Source organism: Vibrio sp. 1F279, from assembly GCF_041439815.1.
Classification (GTDB): Bacteria; Pseudomonadota; Gammaproteobacteria; order Enterobacterales; family Vibrionaceae; genus Vibrio; species Vibrio tasmaniensis_A.
This window is the reverse complement of sequence record NZ_JBGOOU010000011.1, coordinates 82,813-104,564: the sequence shown is the minus strand read 5'-3', so window position 1 is coordinate 104,564 and position 21,752 is coordinate 82,813. Positions and strand designations below refer to the sequence as shown.

Here is a 21,752-nt window from a genome sequence, read left to right as displayed (position 1 = left end):
ACGACCTCAAAATGAGGCCAACTGTTCACTCACTCGTAGCGAACAAATCAATAGTTTTTTCAGTTGAAATAGCTTTTAGAAATAAACTAAATCTTCGAGCAGAACTTGCTTTTAGAACTGATAGCCGTAGCTGAGCATGAATTCAGCTGGCGCTCCGTAACCAATCTGGTTAGTACCCGACTTACCACTGGTTGCCCCGAGAATGTATTTCTCGCCAAGTACGTTATAAGCGTTCGCTTGAACTTTGTGACGACCCGTGGTGTACGCAGCCATCAAATCAACAGTAGTGTAATCACCTAATGCGACGGCTTCATTGTTGCCTGCGTAGCGGTCGCCTACGTATTTCACACCACCGCCCAAACGCCAGTTTTCGTAGAATTGGTAAGTACTCCAGAGTGAGAACAGATGATCGGATACATCATTCGGCTTTTTACCTGTATCTTTATCTTCTGCATCTAAGTAGCTATAACCAACTGAAATATCCCACAACTCAGTAATCTGACCGCGAGCTTCCAGTTCAATACCTTGGTGACGTGCTTCAATCTTATTGATAACGTCGCCATTAATATTGGTTTGTGGTTGTTCTTGATCAATTTGGAAAATAGCGGCATTGAGCATCAAAGCGTTATCGAGTAAGTAAGCTTTCGCACCCACTTCTTTTAGATCGGTATGGAAGAATTCAGCCAGTTTAGGGTTGATATAAATACCGGAGTAAGGCAATTGCCACGAACGAGCTAAGCTTGCGTATACCGACATATCGTTGTTGATACGATAGACCAAGCCACCACGGTAGCTCACTTTGTTATCATCTAGCTTCTCTTGGGCTTTCCCGGCTTTTTGCTGCTCAAGTTCCATAGAGTCATAGCGCACGTTACCTATCACCGATAGATCACCCAAGGTGTAAACGTCTTGAAGGTAAATACCCGTCGTCGTCGTTGTGTTATCACGGAAAGGCTTGAAACCCGGATCAGGCGTTGCTCCTACGACGGGATTATAGATGTGTTTCGGAGGTAAGGTTTTATCGCTTGCTAGCGTTAAATCGATATTGATCTGGTTATAATCCGCACCAATCATCATTTGGTTAGAATCGGTTTCCCACACTAACTCGGATTGCATCGTCGTTGTGGTTCGAGGGTCATAACCGAAATTGTTCACGGTTTGAGAGACTTTATCTCCCGTCACAGTACCTTGACGCGTGCCCTTTTGCTCAAGTTCGATATGATTGTATGCCGCGCGGTTTGTCCATGCCCATTCGCTATTCAAAAGCCATTCATAATTAACGCCAACACGAATGCTGTCCGACTCTTGATAGTCGTTGGTGCCACCGTAAAACGTGCTTTCAGAGACGTCGACAGGCTTACCATTCTTTGATGGAACACCACGATATGGCACCAGCTCTTGGTGTGCATATTCGACATCTAAGTCAACGGTATGCCCTTCAGCTGGCAGCACTCGAATGGTTGGTGCAATAAAGAAATCATTAGAATCGACATGGTTTACATACGAATCAGCCTGTCGGTGTTCCAGGTTAATACGTCCATTGACCTTATCTGAAAACGCCATTGAGCTATCCACCTGCCCTACAAATTGGCTGTTACTGCCAACACTGCCGTTCACATTGGTAAAATTGTCGCCATTCGCTCGCTTGGTGACTAAGTTAATGATGCCGCCAGCAGAACCCCTACCATACAGAGCACCTGCAGGGCCTTTTACCACTTCAACACGCTCAATATTGGATAGGCTTCGATACGACTGTAAAGTTCCATCATCACGCATGCCATCACGATACATGTCATTCAGTGCATCAAAGCCACGAATAACGAACTGATCTCGACTGCCTTCACCTAAGGTATTATTGACACCAGCAACACCATCAAGAGCATCCACTAAACGGACCGCACCACGGTCTTCCATCTCTGTTTTAGTGACCACTGATACGGCTTGTGGGACATCGAGCCATTCGACATCCGTTTTGGTACCCGATTGCGGCATGTGCTCCGCGTAACCTTCGTACTGATGACCAATAACTTGCACGGTTTCATCCACCGTTACTTCTTCTGAAGCCATTGCATTCGACACGGTAGCCACTGTGGTTAATGCACCTCCAATTGCCAAAGCGAGGGGGGTGAAAGCCAATCTAACGTTCATATTCTAATTCCGGTTTAGTTTATAAATCACAATGGACGCGAATAAGAACAAATATCATTTATATTTGCAATATATATTTTACCGCCTACCCCTCCAGCACGATATGCAACATTGCTATTTACAAAATAATCAATAAAAACAAAATCATAAAAAGAACAAGCCTCTTAAGACATTGGATAATGTCGTATAAAAGTAGGTAAAAACGAGGTTCGACGGTTGGGAATACTCAGAAAAAAGACTTTTCGATAGGGAGAAAGACAGCAAATAAATAAAGGTTTGAGCCAGGTAACGGATGGGATTAATACCCTTTAGCACGGCGTGCCTATTAACTGGTCATACCTCAAAATAATGTTCAATAATTCAAGTCGACATCACTTAATGGCTAGCAAATATCGAAGTCTTAGATATGTTCATATATGCTTATAAACGGAAGCTTATTTTTTATAAGCATTCATACAGATCATGAATAATAACAAAGGACTGTTTTATGCCATTGACATTAGATCAAGCTGCTCAGCTAATGAATCGAAATTTAGAACAATTTTTACATCGTTGTCCGCTTTCCATTAGTAGTGCTGGCCAATCAAAAGGAGCACTTACCTTTTATTTATATAGCCTCGGAGATACGGCGCTTGGTATCAATCAAGGTGTTCAAATGCCAGAGATGCGTTTGCGCTTATCTAAAACGGCGCTATCAAGTAGCGCTAAAGCTCTTCAATGCATCCACATACCGGTATCTCAGTTTGAACAACTTAAGCCTGAGTCCATTTCTAAAGTCACCCACTATGATTCTGCAAACTTCCTTGTTACCACTCAATTAACAGGTTGTACGTTTGCTATCCGACCGGGGAAAGGAGGCGGGCTTGAGTTTTTGCATGTTCAGCCAAATAGGGACTTTGATGGAGCAAAAATACAGCAAGCGATAAAAAAGGAGTTTCAAGTGTCTTTCGGTAAAGGGAATGGCTCTAACGGTACTACTTATGGGAATAATACCCGGGTTACTGTTTTAGGGGAGAGGAAAAATGGCTTGTGGAAAGTTTATGCACAGTATCAAGACGGCAACGGAAATGTAACTGGAGTTGATTGTATCTACAAAGAACCAAGCTCAGTAGCCTATGTTGACTGACAAACATGATTAGCAAAGAAGGCATGTCATATTCTCGTCTTTTAGCGTTCTCGCAGAAACGGGGAATTCAACTAACGAGCATTCCCCTCAAAACGACATAACTTACGACATCGTCATAGCGCGTATCACCCTCGAGTGGTGCGGGCTTCGATACAAGATGACTCTAAGGCTACATTCGTAGCCTTTTTTCTCCTTCGATAACGAATAGAGGAGACAGGTAACAAGCAGATCTACTACAACTCATCCCGAACAAGAAAATAAAAAAAGCGAGCCACTAGGGCTCGCTTTCACATTGTCTATATTTTATTAAGCGGCTGCTTGGATTACAGAAGTTCTACCGACTGTTGAGCAATTACGAATTCTTCATTGGTTGGAATAACCATTGCTACCGCGTCTAACATTTCAGACTTAGCGATGATGCCTTCTGCACCAAAGCGAGCGGCTTCATTGCCTGCTACGTCTTCAACAAAACCAAGAATCTTAAGGTTGCTTAGGATCTCACGACGAATTGGTAGAGAGTTCTCACCGATACCACCAGTGAAGATGATGCCGTCTAAAGAGTCTAGCGTTGCAAGGTAAGAAGCAACGTATTTAGCAACGCGGTAAGTAAACACCTCGAAAGCAAGCTTAGCGCCTTCGTGGCCCTCTTCCATCGCTTCTAGAATGCCACGAGCATCGCTCGTTAGACCAGACACGCCAAGGAAACCAGACTCCTTGTTTAGAGAATTAAAGACTTGCTCTTGTGACCAACCTTTTTTAAGTAGGTATTCGATGATACCTGGATCTAAATCACCACAACGTGTGCCCATCATAAGGCCAGAAAGCGGTGTGAAGCCCATTGACGTATCAACACTGTTACCGTCTTTGATAGCACATACAGATGCACCGTTACCTAGGTGAACAGAGATGAAGCTAGCTTGTTCAACTGGCTTGTTGACCATTTTCGCAGCTTCACGGCTAACGAAGTAGTGGCTCGTACCGTGGAAACCGTAACGACGAACACCGAAGTCTGTGTATAGTTCTTTTGCGATTGCACCAGTAAATGCACGTTGTGGCATTGTTTGGTGGAAAGCCGTATCAAATACAGCAAATTGAGGTAAAGAAGGGAAAGCTTCAATCGCAGCGCGGATACCAATAGCACCTGCAGGGTTATGAAGTGGAGCTAGGTCAGATAGGCTCTCAATCTCACTCGTTACTTCTTCAGTAATACGAACCGTTTGAGTGAACTTCTCGCCGCCGTGAACGATACGGTGCCCGATAGCCACTATATCAGCAGTGAAGCCTAGATCTTCCATCAATCCAACCAGTTTGCCAATGGCAATTTTGTGGTGGTTATCTTCACCTTGAATGGCAATTTCAGTTTTCTGACCTTGATACTTCCAGCTCATACGAGCATCTTCAAGACCAAAACACTCCCCTAAGCCACTCAATACGGCTTCACCAGAAACAGAATCAATAACAGCAAATTTTAGGGATGAACTACCCGAGTTAATAACCAGAACAAACGAATTAGACATTGGATATGGATCCTGTTTCAGTACGAATTGGATGAAGTGTTTACTTCAATTTTATTTAAGCCCATTATTCAATAATTTTTGAATCTTTCAACTTTTGTTTTGCAAAAAGCACCAAATGAACACAATTAAGTTGATCTGAGTCATTAGTTTATTTATTTCGAGAGCGAAATTAAAAAATAGTTGAATATGACAGCTGGCTAATAAACCAAGTAAAGGACTGCTGACATTAGTTTTTCACTCGATTAAGTTAACTAGAGTGAATCGCACCAATGCACGTAATCCGCCTAGCCCCTTCCCTTTTGTCTGCTTATCATTACCGATTGCTTTTTGCTCGATTTCTCAATTGCTCAATGTTTGCATCAAAAAGATCACAAGAGTTGGGAATAGTGAACGACGAAATCCGATCTTCTTTTAATTGCATTCGAGTACAACTCTACGAATAAATGAACTGTAACGTCGCTTAGATAGCCTTCACTCATTGTTTTAGTATCTTGTAGCACGTTATTTCAATATAGACTTAGAACGCGATACAGCTAAGTTTAGGCGCTAACATTAGATATAGGGACGACGTTTAGTTGAAGTAAGCTGCCGAATATATAGAACTAACCAAAGCTTAAGTTCAAATAGCAGGCACAAAAAAGCCGAGCATTATGCTCGGCTTTTAAATTCACTGTTTAAGCTATTCACCTATAAGAACTTGGCTTGTAAGTTCCACTTAAACTAAAGGTTGATTAACCTTCGTTGCGCTCTGGACGACGACCGCGGTTGCCGCCATTGCCTGCTGCGTTGCCATGGCCACGTTCGCCACGGTGGTTACCACGGTGATCGCCACCACGGTTACGGTCAAAGCGACGTTCGCCATCACGACCACCAGCAGAGTTACCATCGCGAGCACCATCACGGTTGCCACGGTATCCACCACGACCGCCTTCACGGTTGCCACCTTCGCGATTACCGCCTTCACGGTTACCACGGTAGCCGCCACCATCACGACCGCCACGACCACGGTTGCCATCACGACCACCGCCGCCACGACGAGGCTCACGGAAGTCATTGAAATCAACAACTACAGCGCCAGCTTCTTTTTGACGAATGCGAAGTTTGCTTAGCTTACCAGCAGTTTCAGAGTTCATTGCTTTTGGCAGTTGAACGTAAGTAGAACCTTGGTCTAGTTTGATAGCACCGATAGAACCTTTAGTTAGGCCTAGTTCGTTTGCTAGTGCGCCAACGATGTCTTTAACCTGAACGCCTTGCTCACGGCCAACTTGTAGTTGGTACGTATCCCAATCTTGAGTATTGAAGTTACGTCCACCACCGTCACGGCCATTGTCACGATCTTCACGACGCTCTTTGCGACGGTTCTTATCACGCTCAATAGCAGCGATCATTGGGTCTTCGCCAACGTAGAATAGAGGGCTCTTACCTTGCTGACGCTTAAGAAGCATTGCAGCTAGAGTAGCAGCATCAACTTCTAGAGATTCTTGTAGTGTAGAGATTAAACCTGCGAAGTTTTCTAGAGCTTTGCTCTCTTTCTCAGTTTCAAGCTCAGCACCAAGCTTAGCAACACGTGCAGCAGCAACTTCGTCACGTTGTGGAAGTTGGATTTCTTCCATTTGAGACTTAGTTACACGCTCGATAGTGCGAAGCATACGAATTTGGTTAGTGCGAACTAGTAGGATCGCTTTACCTTTACGTCCAGCACGGCCAGTACGACCAATACGGTGGATGTAAGATTCAACATCAAATGGGATGTCGTAGTTGAATACGTGAGTGATACGTGGAACATCAAGACCACGTGCTACAACGTCAGTTGCAACTAGGATATCGATAACACCTTGTTTGATGTGATCAACAGTGCGCTCACGTAGAGACTGAGGAATATCACCGTGCAGTGCAGCAGCTTTGAAGCCACGTGCAGATAGCCAATCAGCTAGACGCTCAGTGTCTTGACGAGTACGTACGAATACGATTGACGCGTCAGTTTCTTCAGTTTCAAGAAGACGAGACATTGCTTCGTCTTTTTCTACGCCTTTAACAACCCAGTAGTTCTGCGCTACTTTGTCAACTGTGTGGTTAGTACCAGCAACATCAACTTTAGCCGGGTTACGTAGGTAACGGTCAACAATAGTTTTAACCATTGGAGGCATAGTCGCAGAGAAAAGTACACGTTGTGCAGATTCTGGAGCTTGCTCTAGGATCCAAGTAACGTCATCTACGAAACCCATTTTTAGCATTTCATCTGCTTCATCAAGAACAAATGTGTGCGCTTCATCTAGGTGTAGACGGTCACGAGTTAGTAAGTCTTTAACACGACCTGGAGTACCAACAACAATGTGAGCACCGCGGCTTAGAGCGCGCATTTGGTCAACAATTGAAGCGCCGCCGTAGATTTCAAGAACTTTAAGACCTTTGATATCACGGCCTAGGTTTTTGATTTCCGCAGCAACTTGAATCGCTAGCTCACGAGTAGGAGCCATGATGATTGCTTGTGGTTTATGTTGGTTCAGGTTGATTTTGTTAAGTAAAGGCAGAGAGAATGCTGCTGTTTTACCAGTACCAGTCTGTGCTTTACCTAGTGCGTCACGGCCTTCAAGAAGAAGAGGAATAGCTGCTGCTTGGATTGGAGTCGGAGAAACGAAACCCATGCTATCAAGAGCTGAAAGAATGTTTTCGTTTAGGGCTAATTCATTAAATTGAATTACAGATTCGGACATTGGGATCCCACTATATATAAGTAAACAAAAGGTCCCGGGAGCTCTATCAATTCCAATACTGATCCAATCAGATACTGATTCCATTCAGAGTTACGAAGCAGTAATAAAACACTTCAAGCCATTAGGGACGTCTAAGGGAGGCGGATTATTCCTTAAATGCATAAAAAAAGCCAGAAAAAATTGAAATACATCACATATTTTTCGGTTTTACATCAACACTGGCTATCATATCGTCAAAACTTGATGAATATCTCGTCACAGCACCAAACTTCTAGCAAATTGACCTAGTTAAATAAGAGGGCAATTAATTTACGCTCACTTCGCCTTTAAGTAGTAATCAAGCCTCGCAATGATTATAGTGTGCTCAATTGTCCTCGATAGATAAAAGTCAAATGTTTCAAGATAATCCTCTACTCGCTCAACTCAAACAGCAAATCCAAGAAACCCTCCCTAAAAAGGAAGGTACGATCAAAGCCACTGAAAAAGGGTTTGGTTTTCTCGAAGTCGATAGCAAAACTAGCTTCTTCATCCCACCGCCGTACATGAAAAAATGTGTGCACGGTGACAAGGTGATTGCCATCATTCGCACAGAGAAAGAGCGCGAAGTTGCAGAGCCAGAGGAGTTGATTGAACAGGGTCTTACTCGCTTTATTGCACGAGTTAAGCTTTTCAAAGGTCGATTGAACGTTGTTCCAGATCACCCGCAACTGAAAAAACTGCAGCTTAAAGCGAAAGCAAAGAAGGGTTTGAACCCTGAAACGCTTAAAGAAGGCGACTGGGTTGTTGCTCATATCGTTCAACACCCGTTAAAAGGTGACAACGGCTTCTTAGCTCAGATCTCTGAGAAAATCACAGACGCTGATGACAAAATCGCGCCTTGGTGGGTAACGCTAGCGCAAAATGACCTACCAAACAGCGAACCTGAAGGCATCGACGACTGGCAGATCAAAGACGACGCTGATCTTGAACGTGTAGACATGACTCACGTCCCTTTTGTGACTATCGATGGCGAAAGCACAAAAGATATGGACGATGCGCTTTACGCTAAGAAGAAAGAGAACGGTGATTTCGAACTGACTATCGCAATTGCTGATCCTACCGCTTACATCTCTCCAGATGATGAAATGGATAAAGTGGCTCGCGAGCGTGGTTTCACTATTTACCTGCCTGGTCGTAACATCCCAATGTTGCCTCGCGATCTAGCTGACAACTTATGTTCACTCATAGAGAACGAAGTTCGCCCGGCACTTTGCTGCACAGTAACAGTATCTAAAGATGGTGTTATCGGTGATGACATTAACTTCTTCGCTGCAAACATCAAATCTCACGCTCGTCTTGCTTACGACCACGTATCAGACTGGCTAGAAACAGGTGCATCAGAGAAATGGCAACCGTCAGAAGAGATCGCTGCAATTGTTTCTGACCTTCACCAATTTGCTCAAGCACGTTCAGCGTGGCGTTCTGCCAATGCGGTTGTGTTCCCAGACCGCCCTGACTACCGCTTTGAGCTTAGCGAAGATAACGATGTTGTTGCTATCCACGCGGACATGCGTCGCAGTGCGAACAAGTTGGTTGAAGAATCTATGATCAGCGCGAACATCTGTGCGGGTCGAGTATTAAAAGAGAGCTTTAACCAAGGTGTCTTTAACTGTCACTCTGGTTTTAAAGCTGAGAAATTAACAGACGTTCTGGAGCTAGTTAACCCAGAAGCAGAAACGCCGTTTACAGAAGAGCAGATCGTTTCTCTGGAAGGTTTTGCTACTCTGCGTCGTTGGTTAGGTTCTTTAGACAACAGCTACTACGACAACCGTATTCGTAAATTCCAAGCATACAGCGAGATCAGCAATGAACCTGCGCCGCACTACGCAATGGGATTAGACATTTACGCAACTTGGACTTCTCCAATTCGTAAATACGGTGACATGATTAACCACCGTATGCTTAAAGCACACATATTAGGTAAAGCGCCGATTCAAACACCAGACGAAACCATTGGTGATGAACTTGCCCTGCACCGCCGTCACCACGGTATGGCTGAGCGTAATGTAGGTGATTGGCTGTATGCTCGCACTCTAGCGAATGCTCCAGCAGAAGAAACTCGTTTCCAAGCCGAGATTTTCGATATTAACCGCGCAGGTATGCGGGTACGTCTACTTGATAATGGTGCAGCGGCGTTTATCCCTGGCTCTCTCATTCTTGATAATAAAGAGAGAATCGAGTGCAATGGTGATATGGGTACTGTATCTATTGATAAAGAAATGGTATACAAACTGGGAGACGTTTTAGAAGTAGTTCTCTCCGAAGTTAATCAGGAAAACCGTAACTTAGTAGCAAAGCCGACTCAAGTTTTTGCGAACTTGCCTAACGAGCCTGAAACGACAAACGAAACCGAAGCTTAAGTGCTTTAACAGCTACAGCTTTCAAGGTTACGGCTTTCAAGGTCAAAAGCTTCAAAGGTTCACTTCTAAAGGCGCTAATTATTAGCGCCTTTTTTGTAAATGTCTCATGCTTAAACAATACTTAAAAAAGCAATTAATCTACAACGCCAAAGAAGTTCACTATGCCATCAATCACGGTCACTCAATTCAGAAACTTTATTCCCAGGAAACGCGAACGCTACCCCGCCTCTAAAAACGGTATTTTTATGGTATCGAAAGGAAGCATATCTTTTATGCTGCCCAATGGCACTCAAGCCTCGTTAAAAGCTGGAGATTTCACGCTTTACAATTCTGGTCATATTAAAGACATCACGGTCGACACTGAAAATGGTGAGTTTAGTGCGATTTGCTTAGATTTTGATTTGGCAATTTTCCAAAAGTTCATAAATCAGTTCAGTGATTTAGAATCCACTCAAACTCCAGATAAGTACATTAAGTTCAATCAAACGGATACCGAAATATGCCAATTGAAAGAGCTCATCATGTCTCTGGCCAATTCATCGACTCAGAATGATTACGCACTCACCCAACTAGGCTTAGGTTTGCTGTCTTTAATGGTTGAGCAGTATCCGGAACTATTAGCGATTATTAGCCGGATCTCTAGATTGACGGTGACACAAAAGGTCATTCATTACATTGAACAGAATATAGAAAATAATATCTCACTCGATACCCTAGCCAGCTATATGGGGATGTCACCAGCCACACTTAAACGCCGTTTATCGGCGGAAGACCTTTCGTTTTCAAACCTCTTGAAGATAAAGCGAATCGCCCACGCAGCCACACAGCTCAGAACATCGAACAAATCGATTACTCAAATTGCTTATGAATCCGGATTTAAAAGTGCGGCGCATTTTAGTACCGCCTTTAAAACCTATCACGGCAAAACACCAAAAGATTTCCGGTCTTTGGTTTCACAATCTTATTAATACCAATCGTAGTAAATCACTGATCACTTACTCACTGTGATTGGTATAACTACGCAATCTTATTGGCATAATTTGAAGTGACATCCATCATTTATAGTGATGCGGATAGTTTTAGTAACATAGATCGTTTTACTGACGCAGATAGGTTGCAATGATGTGAGTTTAAAAAAGTTGTTCGTTTTAGGTATCAAGCCCCTCGCAAACATCTCAACAGAATAATCACGACCAGAAGTACGATTTAGGGTCTTTTTCTATTTCAGACAAAATAGCATCAAGATCCTTCGATTGAGGTAAGTAAGGATAAGGCCCCCAATTTACTGAATCGGTTTCTACATCACCTTCTAGCGGCACCATTACCAACCAACATGACAGTGACTCATCAAAACTAACGCAGGCGATCTCATTTGTGTAATCGCTATGAGATGAGTCGAGCAGATAATGAGCCTGAGAAAACAGCACACCACCCTCACACTCTTCATAAAGGGATTTGCCTAGCTCGACAGGTAAACTGCGATTTCGAGATGTACAGAGCTTCTCAGCTCCAATTAAAAGACGATTCAGTTCGATATGAATGACGGACATAACACCCCTTGTAACTTCATAGAAACTTCTAAGTAGTGAATTCCTTTGTTTAGCTTAGGACTCAACCAACATTTTAGCGAACTAGCGCAAACAAAATACCCGTCCTGCTCCCAGAAACGAATCCTGCTTTTGTAAACCTAACTCGCTTTCACTCATCAAGCTAATAGCGACACATTGAGCGGATAGAATTTCACAAAATTGTCATATAACCGACCTATCATAGCCGGCAAATGTTATTAACTAGGAGTTGTTTATGTTACGAGTCGCGCTTGCCTCTCTTTTATCCTTAGCCCTGTCTTCTCACGCTGCTTTTGCACAAGAAACCAATATTTCGGGCTCCACTTCGGTATCACGTGTGATGGATGTATTGGCTGAGGAGTACAACAAGACTCACCCTGATAACTATATTGCGGTTCAAGGCATCGGTTCTACAGCGGGTATTACCATGGTCAATAAAGGTGTCGCTGATATTGGTATGAGCTCACGTTACTTAACTGACCGCGAACAGGGCGAAAAATTGAAGGTATTTCCAATTGCCTTTGACGGCCTAGCCGTCGTGACTAACCGTTCAAACGGTGTAAGCAACGTTACACGTGAACAGCTATTCGATATCTACAAAGGAAAAATCACAAACTGGAAAGCCATAGGTGGTGCGGATCAACCTATCGCAGTTGTAACTCGTGAAGCTTCTTCTGGTTCACGTTACAGCTTCGAGAGCTTACTTGGTTTGACAAAAATCATTAACGACCGTCTAGTGTCTGACATCAACCCAAATAACTTGGTTGTAAACAGCAACAGCATGGTAAAAACGATTGTTAACCATAACCCACATGCGATTGGATTCATCTCTGTTGGCTCTATCGACCGTTCGATCAAAGCAATCACATTTGAAGGCGTTGAGCCGACATCTAAGAACATCGCCAACCACAGTTATGAATTGGCTCGCCCATTCTTATTGCTGCACAAAACTGAATCAGTTTCTGACGAGAGCAAAGATTTCATTAAGTTCGTGAAGTCAAAACAAGGGCAAGATCTTATCGAAGAGTACGGTTACACGCGCATCAAGTAACTATAAACGCATTAAGTAGCTACAAACACATTAAGTAACTACACGCGTATCAAGTAAGATAACGACTTTTGTGATGTTGTTAGGATGCTGATGATATCGCCTTGATAGACAAAAACAAAAAGAGAGAGCCTTAAGCTCTCTCTTTTTTTGAATCTATAATCTTCGCTAAAAGCAATTCTACTTATAAAAAAGCTCTAGAAGTGAAGTTGAATCACCGAAACAATCACAGCACCAGGACGACGGATGCCTTCGATCTCTACGCGGATTTCGCGTTCAATCTCTAGGCCTTTCTTAATTGGCGTTACTTTTGTTAGCGTACTTTTAGCGCGAACGTTACTGCCCGATTTTACAGGGTATGGGAAACGTACTTGGTTAAGACCAATGTTTACAACCATCTTCGCCGTTGGGAATTGAGATTTGTCAGGATCAACACTGTCTGTCAGTCGAGGAAGCAGAGACAAAGTCAGAAAACCATGTGCAATGGTTGTTTTGAACGGAGAATCTGTTTCAGCCTTAGAAGGCTCTGTATGAATCCACTGCATGTCTTCAGTAACGAGACCAAACTGGTTGATTCTGTCTTGGCTTACATTGATCCAATCACCAGTATGGATCACTTCACCGATCTGCTGTTCAAGCTCATCAAATACAAGTTGTGCTTCTGGCTTAAGTACGATCTGTGGTTCGACAGGCATCTCTGGCGCATCTTCATTGACAGCAGGTTTGTGGTGATCACGAACCCACGCAAAGAAATGACTATTTTGCGTGCGATTCAGAAAGTCTCCCCAGTAATCTCTAAGAGCTGGAGACATCCATTGCATAAACTCTGAGTGTTGCGAAGACACGCTGTCGCCTCGGTGTTTAAATAAATCAATGACTTTCATAAGAACCTCAATGCACAAAATATTTCAATATAACTTGGTAATTTTGAAACACTTCACACTATTGTGCAAATACTTTCGAGCATACAAGTGTTAGCCGAACACTTATATATCCAACAAAAACAACAACCTAAGAATAAAACACCATTTTATTGGAGAGCTTTAATTGGAGTATTAACTCTACCTTATAATAAACATTTCATTATATAAACAGATTCTTTATTCACAAGTGGAATAAAAAAGGCTTAGCACAATGCTAAGCCTTCGTTTTTACAAGAAATTAATTACCAAGGAGAAACCTTGTAAAGGGCTCATCCTACAAGACACTAACTTCTCTATTCATCGTCCAGTGGAATCAACTTGGTATTGCCACCGTGTGCCTTCTCACGCTTACGTTGCACGAATGCATAGAAGCCAGGGATTAGGAACGTACCCGCTAACAACACACATAGCAGGCCACCAATCAGAGAAATACCCAATGAGTTTTGACTCACGTGACCAGCACCCGCAGCGAAGATAAGCGGGAATATACCTAAAATGAATGACCAAGACGTCATGTTCACAGCACGAAAACGCAGCGTACCGCCCTTCACCGCCGCATCTTCAATCGGTGCGTCTTTCTCTTCACGCTCAACCTTTGCGAATTCCACAATCAAGATTGCGTTCTTCGCGGCCAAAGCTATCAAGAGAACCAAACCAATTTGTGCATAGAGATTCAGCGGTGTGCCTGTCAGGTTCAGCGCCAAGAAAGAACCTAAGGTTGCAACCGGTACCACTAAGATAATCGCTATAGGGATTGTCCAACTCTCGTACTGCGCCACCATGAACAGATAGATGAAGATCAGAGCCAGTGCAAAAGCAAAGATCGCTTGGTTGCCTGCCAATACTTCTTGATAAGCCATGCCTGTCCATTCGTACTGGTAGCCTTGAGGCAGCACGTCAGCTGCGACACGTTCCATTGCAGCAATCGCATCACCGCTTGAGTAACCCGGTGCTGGTTGGCCTTGAATCACCGCACTGCGGTACATGTTGTAACGCCATGCTACGTCTGGTTCAAAGATCTGATCGTAAGTCACCAATGTGCTTAACGGGATCATCTCGCCATTAGACGAACGCACGTGGAATCGTTGTAGGTCATCCATGCTGCTACGGTGTTCACTGTCTGCTTGCATGGTGACACGGAAATTCTTACCAAACATGGTGAAGTCATTCACGTACATTGACCCAAGATTCCCTTGTAGCGTTTGGAATATTTCCGATAGGGGAATGCCTAGCTGTTGCGCTTTCTCACGGTCAATATCGACATAGTAGTGAGGTACATTGGCGCGGAAGGTACTGAAGGTATGTGAAATCTCAGGCTGTTTGTTTGCCTCAGCAATCACGTCATTCATTACCATCGCCAGATCAGTGCGGCTGCGACCTAATGTATCTTCGAGAACAAACTCAAAACCAGACGCAGCACCCATGCCCGGTACGGCTGGAGGTCCCATTGCAAATACAATCGCCTGAGGCAGTTCTGTTGCCGCTCGGCCGTTAATACGTTGTGAGATAGCTTGCGCTGAATGTTGACCGTCCAGTGCGTTACGCATGTCCCAATCGTGGAGCTTGATGAACATCGACGCACCATTCGAAGCTGAAGCGCCCGTCATGAATGCATAGCCGTTAACCAGTGTCACACCATCAACGCCCGGCTCTTGCTCAACCATCTCTAGTAACTGCTTTGTCACATCTTCTGTACGAGACAGCGATGCCGCGTCAGGAAGCTGCACGTTAACCAGCAAAATGCCTTTATCTTCTTGAGGTACGAAAGCCGTCGACGTGGTTTTCGCGAAGTAAGTTACCGCCGCTAGCGCCACAACAAAGAAGGTAAATAGCAGAACACCCTTTTTCACAAGGAAGCCTGCAATTTGACCGTATTTGTTGGTTACTGATTCAAGACCACGGTTAAACGCTTGGTACCAACGTGCTGTGTTACCACCGCCCTGCTTAAGAACCAATGAACACAATGCTGGCGACAGCGTTAGAGCGTTAATAGAAGAGATCACAACCGCGATACAGATAGTCAGAGCGAACTGACGATACATGATGCCGGTAATACCTGGCAGCATCGCTACTGGGATGAATACCGCTAACAGAACCAAGGTTGAGGTAACAATTGGCCCCGTGACTTCTTTCATTGCGATAAGCGTTGCTTTTCGCGGTGAAATGGTAGGATCTTTGGCCATCGTAGTATCTACGTTCTCGATAACCAAGATCGCATCATCTACTACGATACCAATCGCCAAAATCAAACCAAACAGGGTTACTGTATTAATGGTAAAGCCGGTCATCTGCATGACCGCAAAAGTACCAATCAAAGATACCGGAATCGCAACCACAGGAATCAAGGTTGCACGAGCACTGCCCAAGAACAAGTACGTTACTGCGATAACCAGCAAAATTGCTTCGATGAGTGTTTTAACTACACCTTTAATCGACTCAGCAACGAAGAGTGTGGTGTCGTAACTCGCCTCGTAAGCAACGCCTTCAGGGAAATTTTTGCTTAGGTTGTCTAGCATCGCCATGACTGCTTTACCACTTTCCAGCGCATTAGCGTCTGACTGAAGTGACAGCGTTACGATTGAAGCGTCTTGACCACGGTATTTACCGTTACCATCGTAGAACTTTTTACCTAGCTCAACACGTGCAACGTCTTTTAAATAAACCGTTGAACCGTCTTGATTTGCACGAAGCACAACATTTTCAAACTCATCAGCCGTTTCTAATCGGCCTTTTGTTACCAAGTTGAATTGCACTTCTTGCGCGTTGTTATAAGGTGCAGCTCCAATACGGCCAGCTGCGACTTGAACGTTCTGCTCCGCCAAAGCGCGATTCACATCAGAGGTAGTTATATTGAGGTTAGCCATTTTTTCAGGATCTAACCAAACACGCATCGCGTATTCACCACCACCCAACACGTTAACTTCACTAATGCCCTTTACACGAGCCAATTGGTCTTTAATGTTCAAGTTCACGTAGTTGATAAGGAATTGGTCATTGTACTCTCCGTTCGGCGAGTAGAAGTTCAATACCATCAATAGGTCAGGTGAACGCTTCTTGACCGTTACACCCACCATTCTTACTTCTTGTGGAAGTTTCGATTCGATCTGAGCAACGCGGTTCTGAACGTTGACCTGAGCCATATCAGCATCAGTACCGACATCAAAGGTCACGTTAAGGTTGTATGAACCATCATTAGCACTTTTAGAAGACATGTAGATCATATCTTCTACGCCATTCACCGATGTCTCTATGGGGTCGGCTATCGCCTGTTCCACCACTTCAGCACTCGCACCCGTGTAGAATGCCGACACACTGACCGATGGTGGGCTAATTTTTGGATATTCGGCCACTGGTAAGATAGCGAGAGAGATCGCACCCGCCAGCGTTAATATTATGGATATGACAAGGGCAAACTTAGGCCTTTGAATAAAGAAACGACTTAACATAAATAGCCCCCTTACTCAGCTTGTTCAGCAGAAGCTTGAATACGAACAGACATACCATTACGTACACGTTGTAGGCCTTGAGTGATCACTGCGTCGTTCTTCTCTAGACCAGAATGAACGATCACACCACCTTCAACTTGTCGCCCCATCTCAATGTTTCTGCGCTCAGCAACTGGTGAGGCTTCACCTTCAACCAATACCATCACAAAGTCACCTTCTAGGTCGGTTTGAACTGCACGACGCGGAATAGTCACAACATCAATAGATTGCTTTTCACGTAGATCAACGCGAACGTGTTGGCCTGGAAGTAATTGCTGGTTCGGGTTATCAGCAATTGCGCGCATCGCGATCGTACCAGTATTGAGGTTGATACGGTTACCCAAGAAATCAAGCTGACCTAGATGTTCGAACGCTTCACCATTCTCAAGCATGATCTGAACTTCAACACCTGCAGAATCGCTGCTGCCGTCGCCTTCGATGCGATCCATACCCAGCTCAATACGCTCACGCTCACTGATGCTGAACGATGCATGGATTGGATCTAGGCTAACCAACGTAGTTAATACACCTGACGACGGTGAAACCAAGTCACCCGTGCTCACTTTGGTGTCACTAATTCGTCCAGAGAAAGGCGCAATAATTTTGGTATGAGAAAGCTGAACATTGGCTGCATTGAGTTGTGCTTGACTTGCTTCAAGCTGTGCCTGAGAACCCAATAAGTTTGCTGTCAATGCATCAAATTCCGATTGAGAAATACTCCCCTTAGGGAGAAGGTTCTTACCTCGGTTAAAATCAAGCTCGGCTTTTTTAAGGTTCGCGTTCGCTTGAGCAACAGACGCTTTTGCGCTTGCTACTTCAGCTTCAAATGAAGAGGGTTCAATGGAGTACAGTAATTGGCCATTTTCGACCATTTGACCTTCATTGAAATGACGGCTTTGTAGATAGCCAGAAACCTGCGCTGTGATAGCCGTGTCTTCAACGGCTTCAATACGACCGATGTACGACTTACTTTGCTGGTGAGAAACAACGCTAACATCCTGTACTGCTACGAGAGGTAGAAGCGCTTGCTTGGCATTTTGAGCATCTTGCCCACATCCAGCAAGAATAAAAGAGCTTGCAAGAGCCGTAAGGATCAACTTTTTACGCATGGTTATACCGTCACTTGTTAGTATTTGAACAGTATAAAATTTACGTAACACACCCGTTACTATTGTCCGAGGAATATCAATTATAACGAACCAAAGTGTATCAATATGTTAATTGAAACTAAGTGCTTATAAAGTAATTACAAACGCGTTACAATTTCTAAGTAAATCAACCTCTCAGCTTTTGTTCTCTATGGATATTGTCTAACATCATGTATTGTCAGACAGATAAGCATTCACATTTAATTGTTAAGGAATTCTCATGATTTCAAAATGGGCTAAACGTTTCTATCAAATGGCGGAATTGGTCGGTTCTTGGAGTAAAGATCCTTCAACTCAAGTCGGCGCCGTCATCACTAAGCACAACCGTATTGTTTCAGTTGGCTTTAATGGCTACCCACATGGCGTGTCTGATAGTGCGGATACTGACGATCGCGAGATGAAATACCTCAAGACACTTCACGCTGAAGAAAATGCAATCTTGTTTGCTAAACGTGATTTAGACAGTTGTGAAGTTTGGGTCACTCACTTCCCTTGTCCGAACTGTGCAGCAAAAATCATCCAAACTGGAATTTCAGCGGTACATTGCCCAGAGCAAAGTGAAGATTTCCTTTCTCGTTGGGGAGATAAGATCAAGATAAGCCAAGATATGTTTGAGCAAGCTGGTGTAGAAGTAGACTGGTTGCCACTCGCTGACCTGGATTAATCTCTAACGCTAGGTCTCAGGTCTAAGTCTAGATCTCAAATACAAAAAAGCCGAGAGTCGATATTATCGCTCTCGGCTTTCTTTTTATTCGGACTTGTTAGCTTCCAGCATCGTATTAGTCACTTGAGGGAAATGCCAACGCGTAAGCTTCCATGAAATCTTTACGAATATCTTGCTCTAAATGAATCGCTTTTTCGGTCGGACAGAAGATCATAAAGTGCACTTCTTGCTCACCTGTCGAACTGCTTGTGATATGGATGTGAGGCTCAGAACCCGGAAGGTCAACACCGGCGTGCTTTTCGATCACACCATTGTAACGACGGGCAACATCGATAAACTCTTCACAATGCTCTTCAATTTTCACGATAAGACCCGGCACCATAGGGTATAGGTTTACAAAGTCTTTCACCGTCACAAAAAAGTTATGATAAACATAGCGCTTCATGAAGTTGAGGTTCTTTACCGGATAAGTGAAGAACATGCTATTAGGCAGCGTGGCAGTCTTGCCAGTGAAGTGATATTGCCCATGATACAAATCGATTTCTTGAATCACAGTCGCCATCAAGTTGTGCTCAATCACCTCACCGCTGATTTTGCCCACTTCAATCCAATCACCAATTCGAAATGAGCGAGAACTCGCACGCTGAATAGAGCCAGTAAAACAGAGAATGATCTCTTTTGAAGCCACGACTATCGCAACCGCAATAGCGGTAACAGACAGCGCAAATTCGCTGATTTCGGATTTCCACAGCACGAATAACGTCACAACAATAATCGCGAATGTGCCGTTTTTGGTACGTGACATCCAGTTACGTTGGTCTTCACTAAGAAAAGCGACATCACCACGGATTCGAGACAAAGTGATTCGTCGGATTATTAATATAATGCAGATGATCAGCACACTAAAAATAAACTTATTAGCGAGTAAGAAATCTATTACTTGCCACATCTTTTCCATTATTTATTCCTTTGTATTACAACAATTAAGCTTTATAACGACGATCATTAAAGCGATGAGCTTTACAGCGACTGACTCAATCCAATAAACGCATTATAAAAAAGCACTCAAAAATAGAGCGCTCCTTTTCATGCTTTTATCAGCTATTAGGCCGTGTTGACCTTTCGCGGTTAAATTTTGTTCGAAAGATCAACACGCCCTAGTAAGGCTATCATTTTATCTTGGCAGAAGTAATAAATTGGCCAAAAGTTTCACACCAAATCACAACCGTATTAAATCGATTAAGATCAGTACCTTCTGGGAGGTTAACCATAAATCGGTCGAATGTTTTTACATCTCCGACTCTCAGTAACTCACTCTTGCTGTCATTGAATGCCTGTTCGGTTTCAATAAACTTAGGTGATAGGTAAACCTTATAATCCGGCCCCGGCGCCAATTCACCTTCAAAAGCTATCGCACTTTCAGAGACAGAGACGATGCCCTCTCCCCAATGCAAAAAGTCACTGTCTTGTCGGTCTTTGGTGAACTCACCTGTATAGATCGCCTGCTGACTGATCGCTTCAACAGAACTTGAGGAAGGAGAATCAGGCTCAATCAAGATAGGTAGTGCGTAGACACCAAGCCCAAAACCAAAAGCACCCACGGCTAAGTGGGTGCAAAGTAAAACTAACTTTTTCATCGCGTACTCCCTTATACTTAAAGAGAGTATTAATGAATACTCTCAAAAATACAAAGAGATATCGCGTTTTAGACGGCTATTTTTGATAGTGAATAGCGGTACGTTGAGAGAGTTTCACGATCACTTCTACCGCTTGTTCCATGCCTTGAATGGTAATGAACTCATGAATACCGTGGAAGTTGTAGCCACCGGTAAAGATATTCGGACACGGTAGCCCCATGAAAGATAAGCGAGCACCGTCTGTACCACCTCGGATAGGCTTGATCATTGGCTCAACATCACACTCAATCATCGCTTGCTTCGCTAATTCAATAATATGTTGATGCGGTTCAACCATCTCTTTCATATTGAAGTAGCTATCGGTTAGCACCAGCTCAACACGGCCTTTCTCAAGACGCTCATTCAGCTCATCCACTTTCTGTTGCATGAATGCCTTACGCGCTTCTACACCCTCACGTTCAAAATCACGGATGATGTATCCCAGTTCAGAGCGAGCCACACCCATTTCAGCTGATTTCAGGTGGTAAAAACCTTCATAACCTTCTGTGCACTCTGGTGTTTCTTGCGCAGGCATCATCAGTTGGAATTGCGCTGCAATGTTCATTGAGTTCACCATTTTACCTTTGGCGGTACCTGGGTGAACGTTCACACCATGACAGATAACATCAGCGCTCGTGGCATTAAAGTTCTCAAATTCCAACTCCCCTACTGGCCCACCATCGATGGTATACGCCCACTCGGCGCCAAATTTTTCAACGTCAAACAGGTTCGCACCGCGGCCAATCTCTTCATCCGGTGTGAAACCAATGCAGATGTCGCCATGTTTGATGTCTGGATTCGCTTTCAGGTAAGCAATCGCACTGATGATCTCAGCGATGCCCGCTTTGTTATCGGCACCAAGCAGAGTTGTGCCGTCAGTCGTAATAAGGTCGTGACCATGTAAAGAATCAAGGTCTGGGTATTGGCTTGGGTTCAAACTCTCGCCACTTTCACCTAATTCAATCGTTCCACCCTGGTAATCTTTAATCACTTGTGGTTTCACATTTGCTCCTGAAGCATCAGGAGCGGTATCCATATGCGCCACAAAGCCAATCGCAGGCACTGGATAATCGACATTCGACGGCAGTTTAGCCATCAAATAGCCATTTTCGTCTAAAGACACATCAACTAACTCTAATGCAACCAATTCTAACTTTAAGGCTTCAGCAAAAGTAATTTGACCCGGTGAACTTGGGCATTGCTGATTAGAAGGATCGGATTTAGTATCAAAAGTAACGTAATTCAGGAAACGTTCTACAAGCTTTTCCATAATTCATCTCACCATGGATTAAGTAATTGATTTACTGACCTAATTATTAAGATAGATAAGCGATGT

General features: G+C 43.8%; 15 protein-coding genes. 5 read left to right on the top strand and 10 right to left on the bottom strand.

The window, feature by feature from the left end; genetic code table 11:
* Window positions 1–111 precede the first annotated feature (111 nt).
* Entirely contained in the window at window positions 112–2,148 is a 2,037-nt protein-coding gene (locus tag ACED60_RS10640; RefSeq protein WP_371727483.1) for a TonB-dependent receptor, read from the bottom strand.
* 487 nt (window positions 2,149–2,635) lie between these two features.
* Between ACED60_RS10640 and ACED60_RS10635 the strand changes: the two genes are divergently transcribed.
* Window positions 2,636–3,274: a hypothetical protein gene (locus ACED60_RS10635; RefSeq protein ID WP_009844799.1), complete on the top strand. Its 639-nt coding sequence runs from the start codon at window positions 2,636–2,638 to the stop codon at window positions 3,272–3,274.
* Window positions 3,275–3,597: 323 nt separating this feature from the next.
* Here the strand turns inward: ACED60_RS10635 and ACED60_RS10630 are convergent, their stop codons facing one another.
* Window positions 3,598–4,791, bottom strand: a complete 1,194-nt coding sequence (locus ACED60_RS10630; RefSeq protein WP_009844798.1) for an acetate/propionate family kinase — start codon at window positions 4,789–4,791, stop codon at window positions 3,598–3,600.
* A 731-nt stretch (window positions 4,792–5,522) separates the two neighbouring features.
* Window positions 5,523–7,589 carry a DEAD/DEAH box helicase gene (locus ACED60_RS10625; RefSeq protein WP_371727481.1) on the bottom strand — a complete coding sequence of 689 codons (2,067 nt, stop codon included), beginning with the start codon at window positions 7,587–7,589 and terminating at the stop codon, window positions 5,523–5,525.
* Between the two features lie 308 nt (window positions 7,590–7,897).
* On the opposite strand from ACED60_RS10625, the gene rnb reads away from it, so the two are divergent.
* Together rnb and ACED60_RS10615 are read left to right on the top strand one after the other, a co-directional pair.
* Window positions 7,898–9,904, top strand: coding sequence for an exoribonuclease II (gene rnb, locus ACED60_RS10620; protein ID WP_371727480.1), 2,007 nt, complete (start codon window positions 7,898–7,900; stop codon window positions 9,902–9,904).
* A gap of 161 nt (window positions 9,905–10,065) precedes the next feature.
* Window positions 10,066–10,872: a helix-turn-helix domain-containing protein gene (locus ACED60_RS10615; protein WP_371727479.1), complete on the top strand. Its 807-nt coding sequence runs from the start codon at window positions 10,066–10,068 to the stop codon at window positions 10,870–10,872.
* Window positions 10,873–11,091: 219 nt separating this feature from the next.
* Here the strand turns inward: ACED60_RS10615 and ACED60_RS10610 are convergent, their stop codons facing one another.
* Complete coding sequence (locus ACED60_RS10610; protein WP_012600988.1) at window positions 11,092–11,454, bottom strand: DUF3024 domain-containing protein; 363 nt, start codon at window positions 11,452–11,454, stop codon at window positions 11,092–11,094.
* A 253-nt stretch (window positions 11,455–11,707) separates the two neighbouring features.
* Between ACED60_RS10610 and ACED60_RS10605 the strand changes: the two genes are divergently transcribed.
* On the top strand, window positions 11,708–12,523 hold the full coding sequence (locus ACED60_RS10605; RefSeq protein ID WP_009844791.1) for a phosphate ABC transporter substrate-binding protein: 816 nt from the start codon (window positions 11,708–11,710) through the stop codon (window positions 12,521–12,523).
* 194 nt (window positions 12,524–12,717) lie between these two features.
* Here the strand turns inward: ACED60_RS10605 and ACED60_RS10600 are convergent, their stop codons facing one another.
* The 3 genes from ACED60_RS10600 to ACED60_RS10590 form a co-directional block, all read right to left on the bottom strand.
* The gene (locus tag ACED60_RS10600; RefSeq protein WP_009844790.1) at window positions 12,718–13,404 is read right to left on the bottom strand and encodes a MaoC family dehydratase; all 687 of its coding nucleotides are present in this window, start codon (window positions 13,402–13,404) and stop codon (window positions 12,718–12,720) included.
* A 332-nt stretch (window positions 13,405–13,736) separates the two neighbouring features.
* Complete coding sequence (locus tag ACED60_RS10595; RefSeq protein WP_371727478.1) at window positions 13,737–16,889, bottom strand: efflux RND transporter permease subunit; 3,153 nt, start codon at window positions 16,887–16,889, stop codon at window positions 13,737–13,739.
* Window positions 16,890–16,900: 11 nt separating this feature from the next.
* Complete coding sequence (locus ACED60_RS10590; protein WP_371727477.1) at window positions 16,901–18,037, bottom strand: efflux RND transporter periplasmic adaptor subunit; 1,137 nt, start codon at window positions 18,035–18,037, stop codon at window positions 16,901–16,903.
* Window positions 18,038–18,296: 259 nt separating this feature from the next.
* Between ACED60_RS10590 and ACED60_RS10585 the strand changes: the two genes are divergently transcribed.
* Entirely contained in the window at window positions 18,297–18,740 is a 444-nt protein-coding gene (locus tag ACED60_RS10585; protein WP_004731749.1) for a dCMP deaminase family protein, read from the top strand.
* 115 nt (window positions 18,741–18,855) lie between these two features.
* Here ACED60_RS10585 and ACED60_RS10580 read toward each other — a convergent pair whose 3' ends face one another.
* The 3 genes from ACED60_RS10580 to pepT all read right to left on the bottom strand — a co-directional run bounded on the left by ACED60_RS10580 (window position 18,856) and on the right by pepT (window position 21,686).
* Window positions 18,856–19,698 carry a mechanosensitive ion channel family protein gene (locus ACED60_RS10580; RefSeq protein ID WP_009844787.1) on the bottom strand — a complete coding sequence of 281 codons (843 nt, stop codon included), beginning with the start codon at window positions 19,696–19,698 and terminating at the stop codon, window positions 18,856–18,858.
* 211 nt (window positions 19,699–19,909) lie between these two features.
* On the bottom strand, window positions 19,910–20,377 hold the full coding sequence (locus ACED60_RS10575; protein ID WP_017098691.1) for a DM13 domain-containing protein: 468 nt from the start codon (window positions 20,375–20,377) through the stop codon (window positions 19,910–19,912).
* A gap of 76 nt (window positions 20,378–20,453) precedes the next feature.
* Window positions 20,454–21,686, bottom strand: coding sequence for a peptidase T (gene pepT / locus ACED60_RS10570; RefSeq protein ID WP_017099788.1), 1,233 nt, complete (start codon window positions 21,684–21,686; stop codon window positions 20,454–20,456).
* Between the last annotated feature and the right edge of the window lie 66 nt (window positions 21,687–21,752).

Bases quoted from the DNA above. Each gene is read 5' to 3' on its own strand.
- ACED60_RS10640 (WP_371727483.1), bottom strand. From the start codon at position 2,148: ATGAACGTTAGATTGGCTTTCACCCCCCTCGCTTTGGCAATTGGAGGT.
- ACED60_RS10635 (WP_009844799.1), top strand. From the start codon at position 2,636: ATGCCATTGACATTAGATCAAGCTGCTCAGCTAATGAATCGAAATTTA.
- ACED60_RS10630 (WP_009844798.1), bottom strand. From the start codon at position 4,791: ATGTCTAATTCGTTTGTTCTGGTTATTAACTCGGGTAGTTCATCCCTA.
- ACED60_RS10625 (WP_371727481.1), bottom strand. From the start codon at position 7,589: ATGGAATCAGTATCTGATTGGATCAGTATTGGAATTGATAGAGCTCCC.
- rnb (WP_371727480.1), top strand. From the start codon at position 7,898: ATGTTTCAAGATAATCCTCTACTCGCTCAACTCAAACAGCAAATCCAA.
- ACED60_RS10615 (WP_371727479.1), top strand. From the start codon at position 10,066: ATGCCATCAATCACGGTCACTCAATTCAGAAACTTTATTCCCAGGAAA.
- ACED60_RS10610 (WP_012600988.1), bottom strand. From the start codon at position 11,454: ATGTCCGTCATTCATATCGAACTGAATCGTCTTTTAATTGGAGCTGAG.
- ACED60_RS10605 (WP_009844791.1), top strand. From the start codon at position 11,708: ATGTTACGAGTCGCGCTTGCCTCTCTTTTATCCTTAGCCCTGTCTTCT.
- ACED60_RS10600 (WP_009844790.1), bottom strand. From the start codon at position 13,404: ATGAAAGTCATTGATTTATTTAAACACCGAGGCGACAGCGTGTCTTCG.
- ACED60_RS10595 (WP_371727478.1), bottom strand. From the start codon at position 16,889: ATGTTAAGTCGTTTCTTTATTCAAAGGCCTAAGTTTGCCCTTGTCATA.
- ACED60_RS10590 (WP_371727477.1), bottom strand. From the start codon at position 18,037: ATGCGTAAAAAGTTGATCCTTACGGCTCTTGCAAGCTCTTTTATTCTT.
- ACED60_RS10585 (WP_004731749.1), top strand. From the start codon at position 18,297: ATGATTTCAAAATGGGCTAAACGTTTCTATCAAATGGCGGAATTGGTC.
- ACED60_RS10580 (WP_009844787.1), bottom strand. From the start codon at position 19,698: ATGGAAAAGATGTGGCAAGTAATAGATTTCTTACTCGCTAATAAGTTT.
- ACED60_RS10575 (WP_017098691.1), bottom strand. From the start codon at position 20,377: ATGAAAAAGTTAGTTTTACTTTGCACCCACTTAGCCGTGGGTGCTTTT.
- pepT (WP_017099788.1), bottom strand. From the start codon at position 21,686: ATGGAAAAGCTTGTAGAACGTTTCCTGAATTACGTTACTTTTGATACT.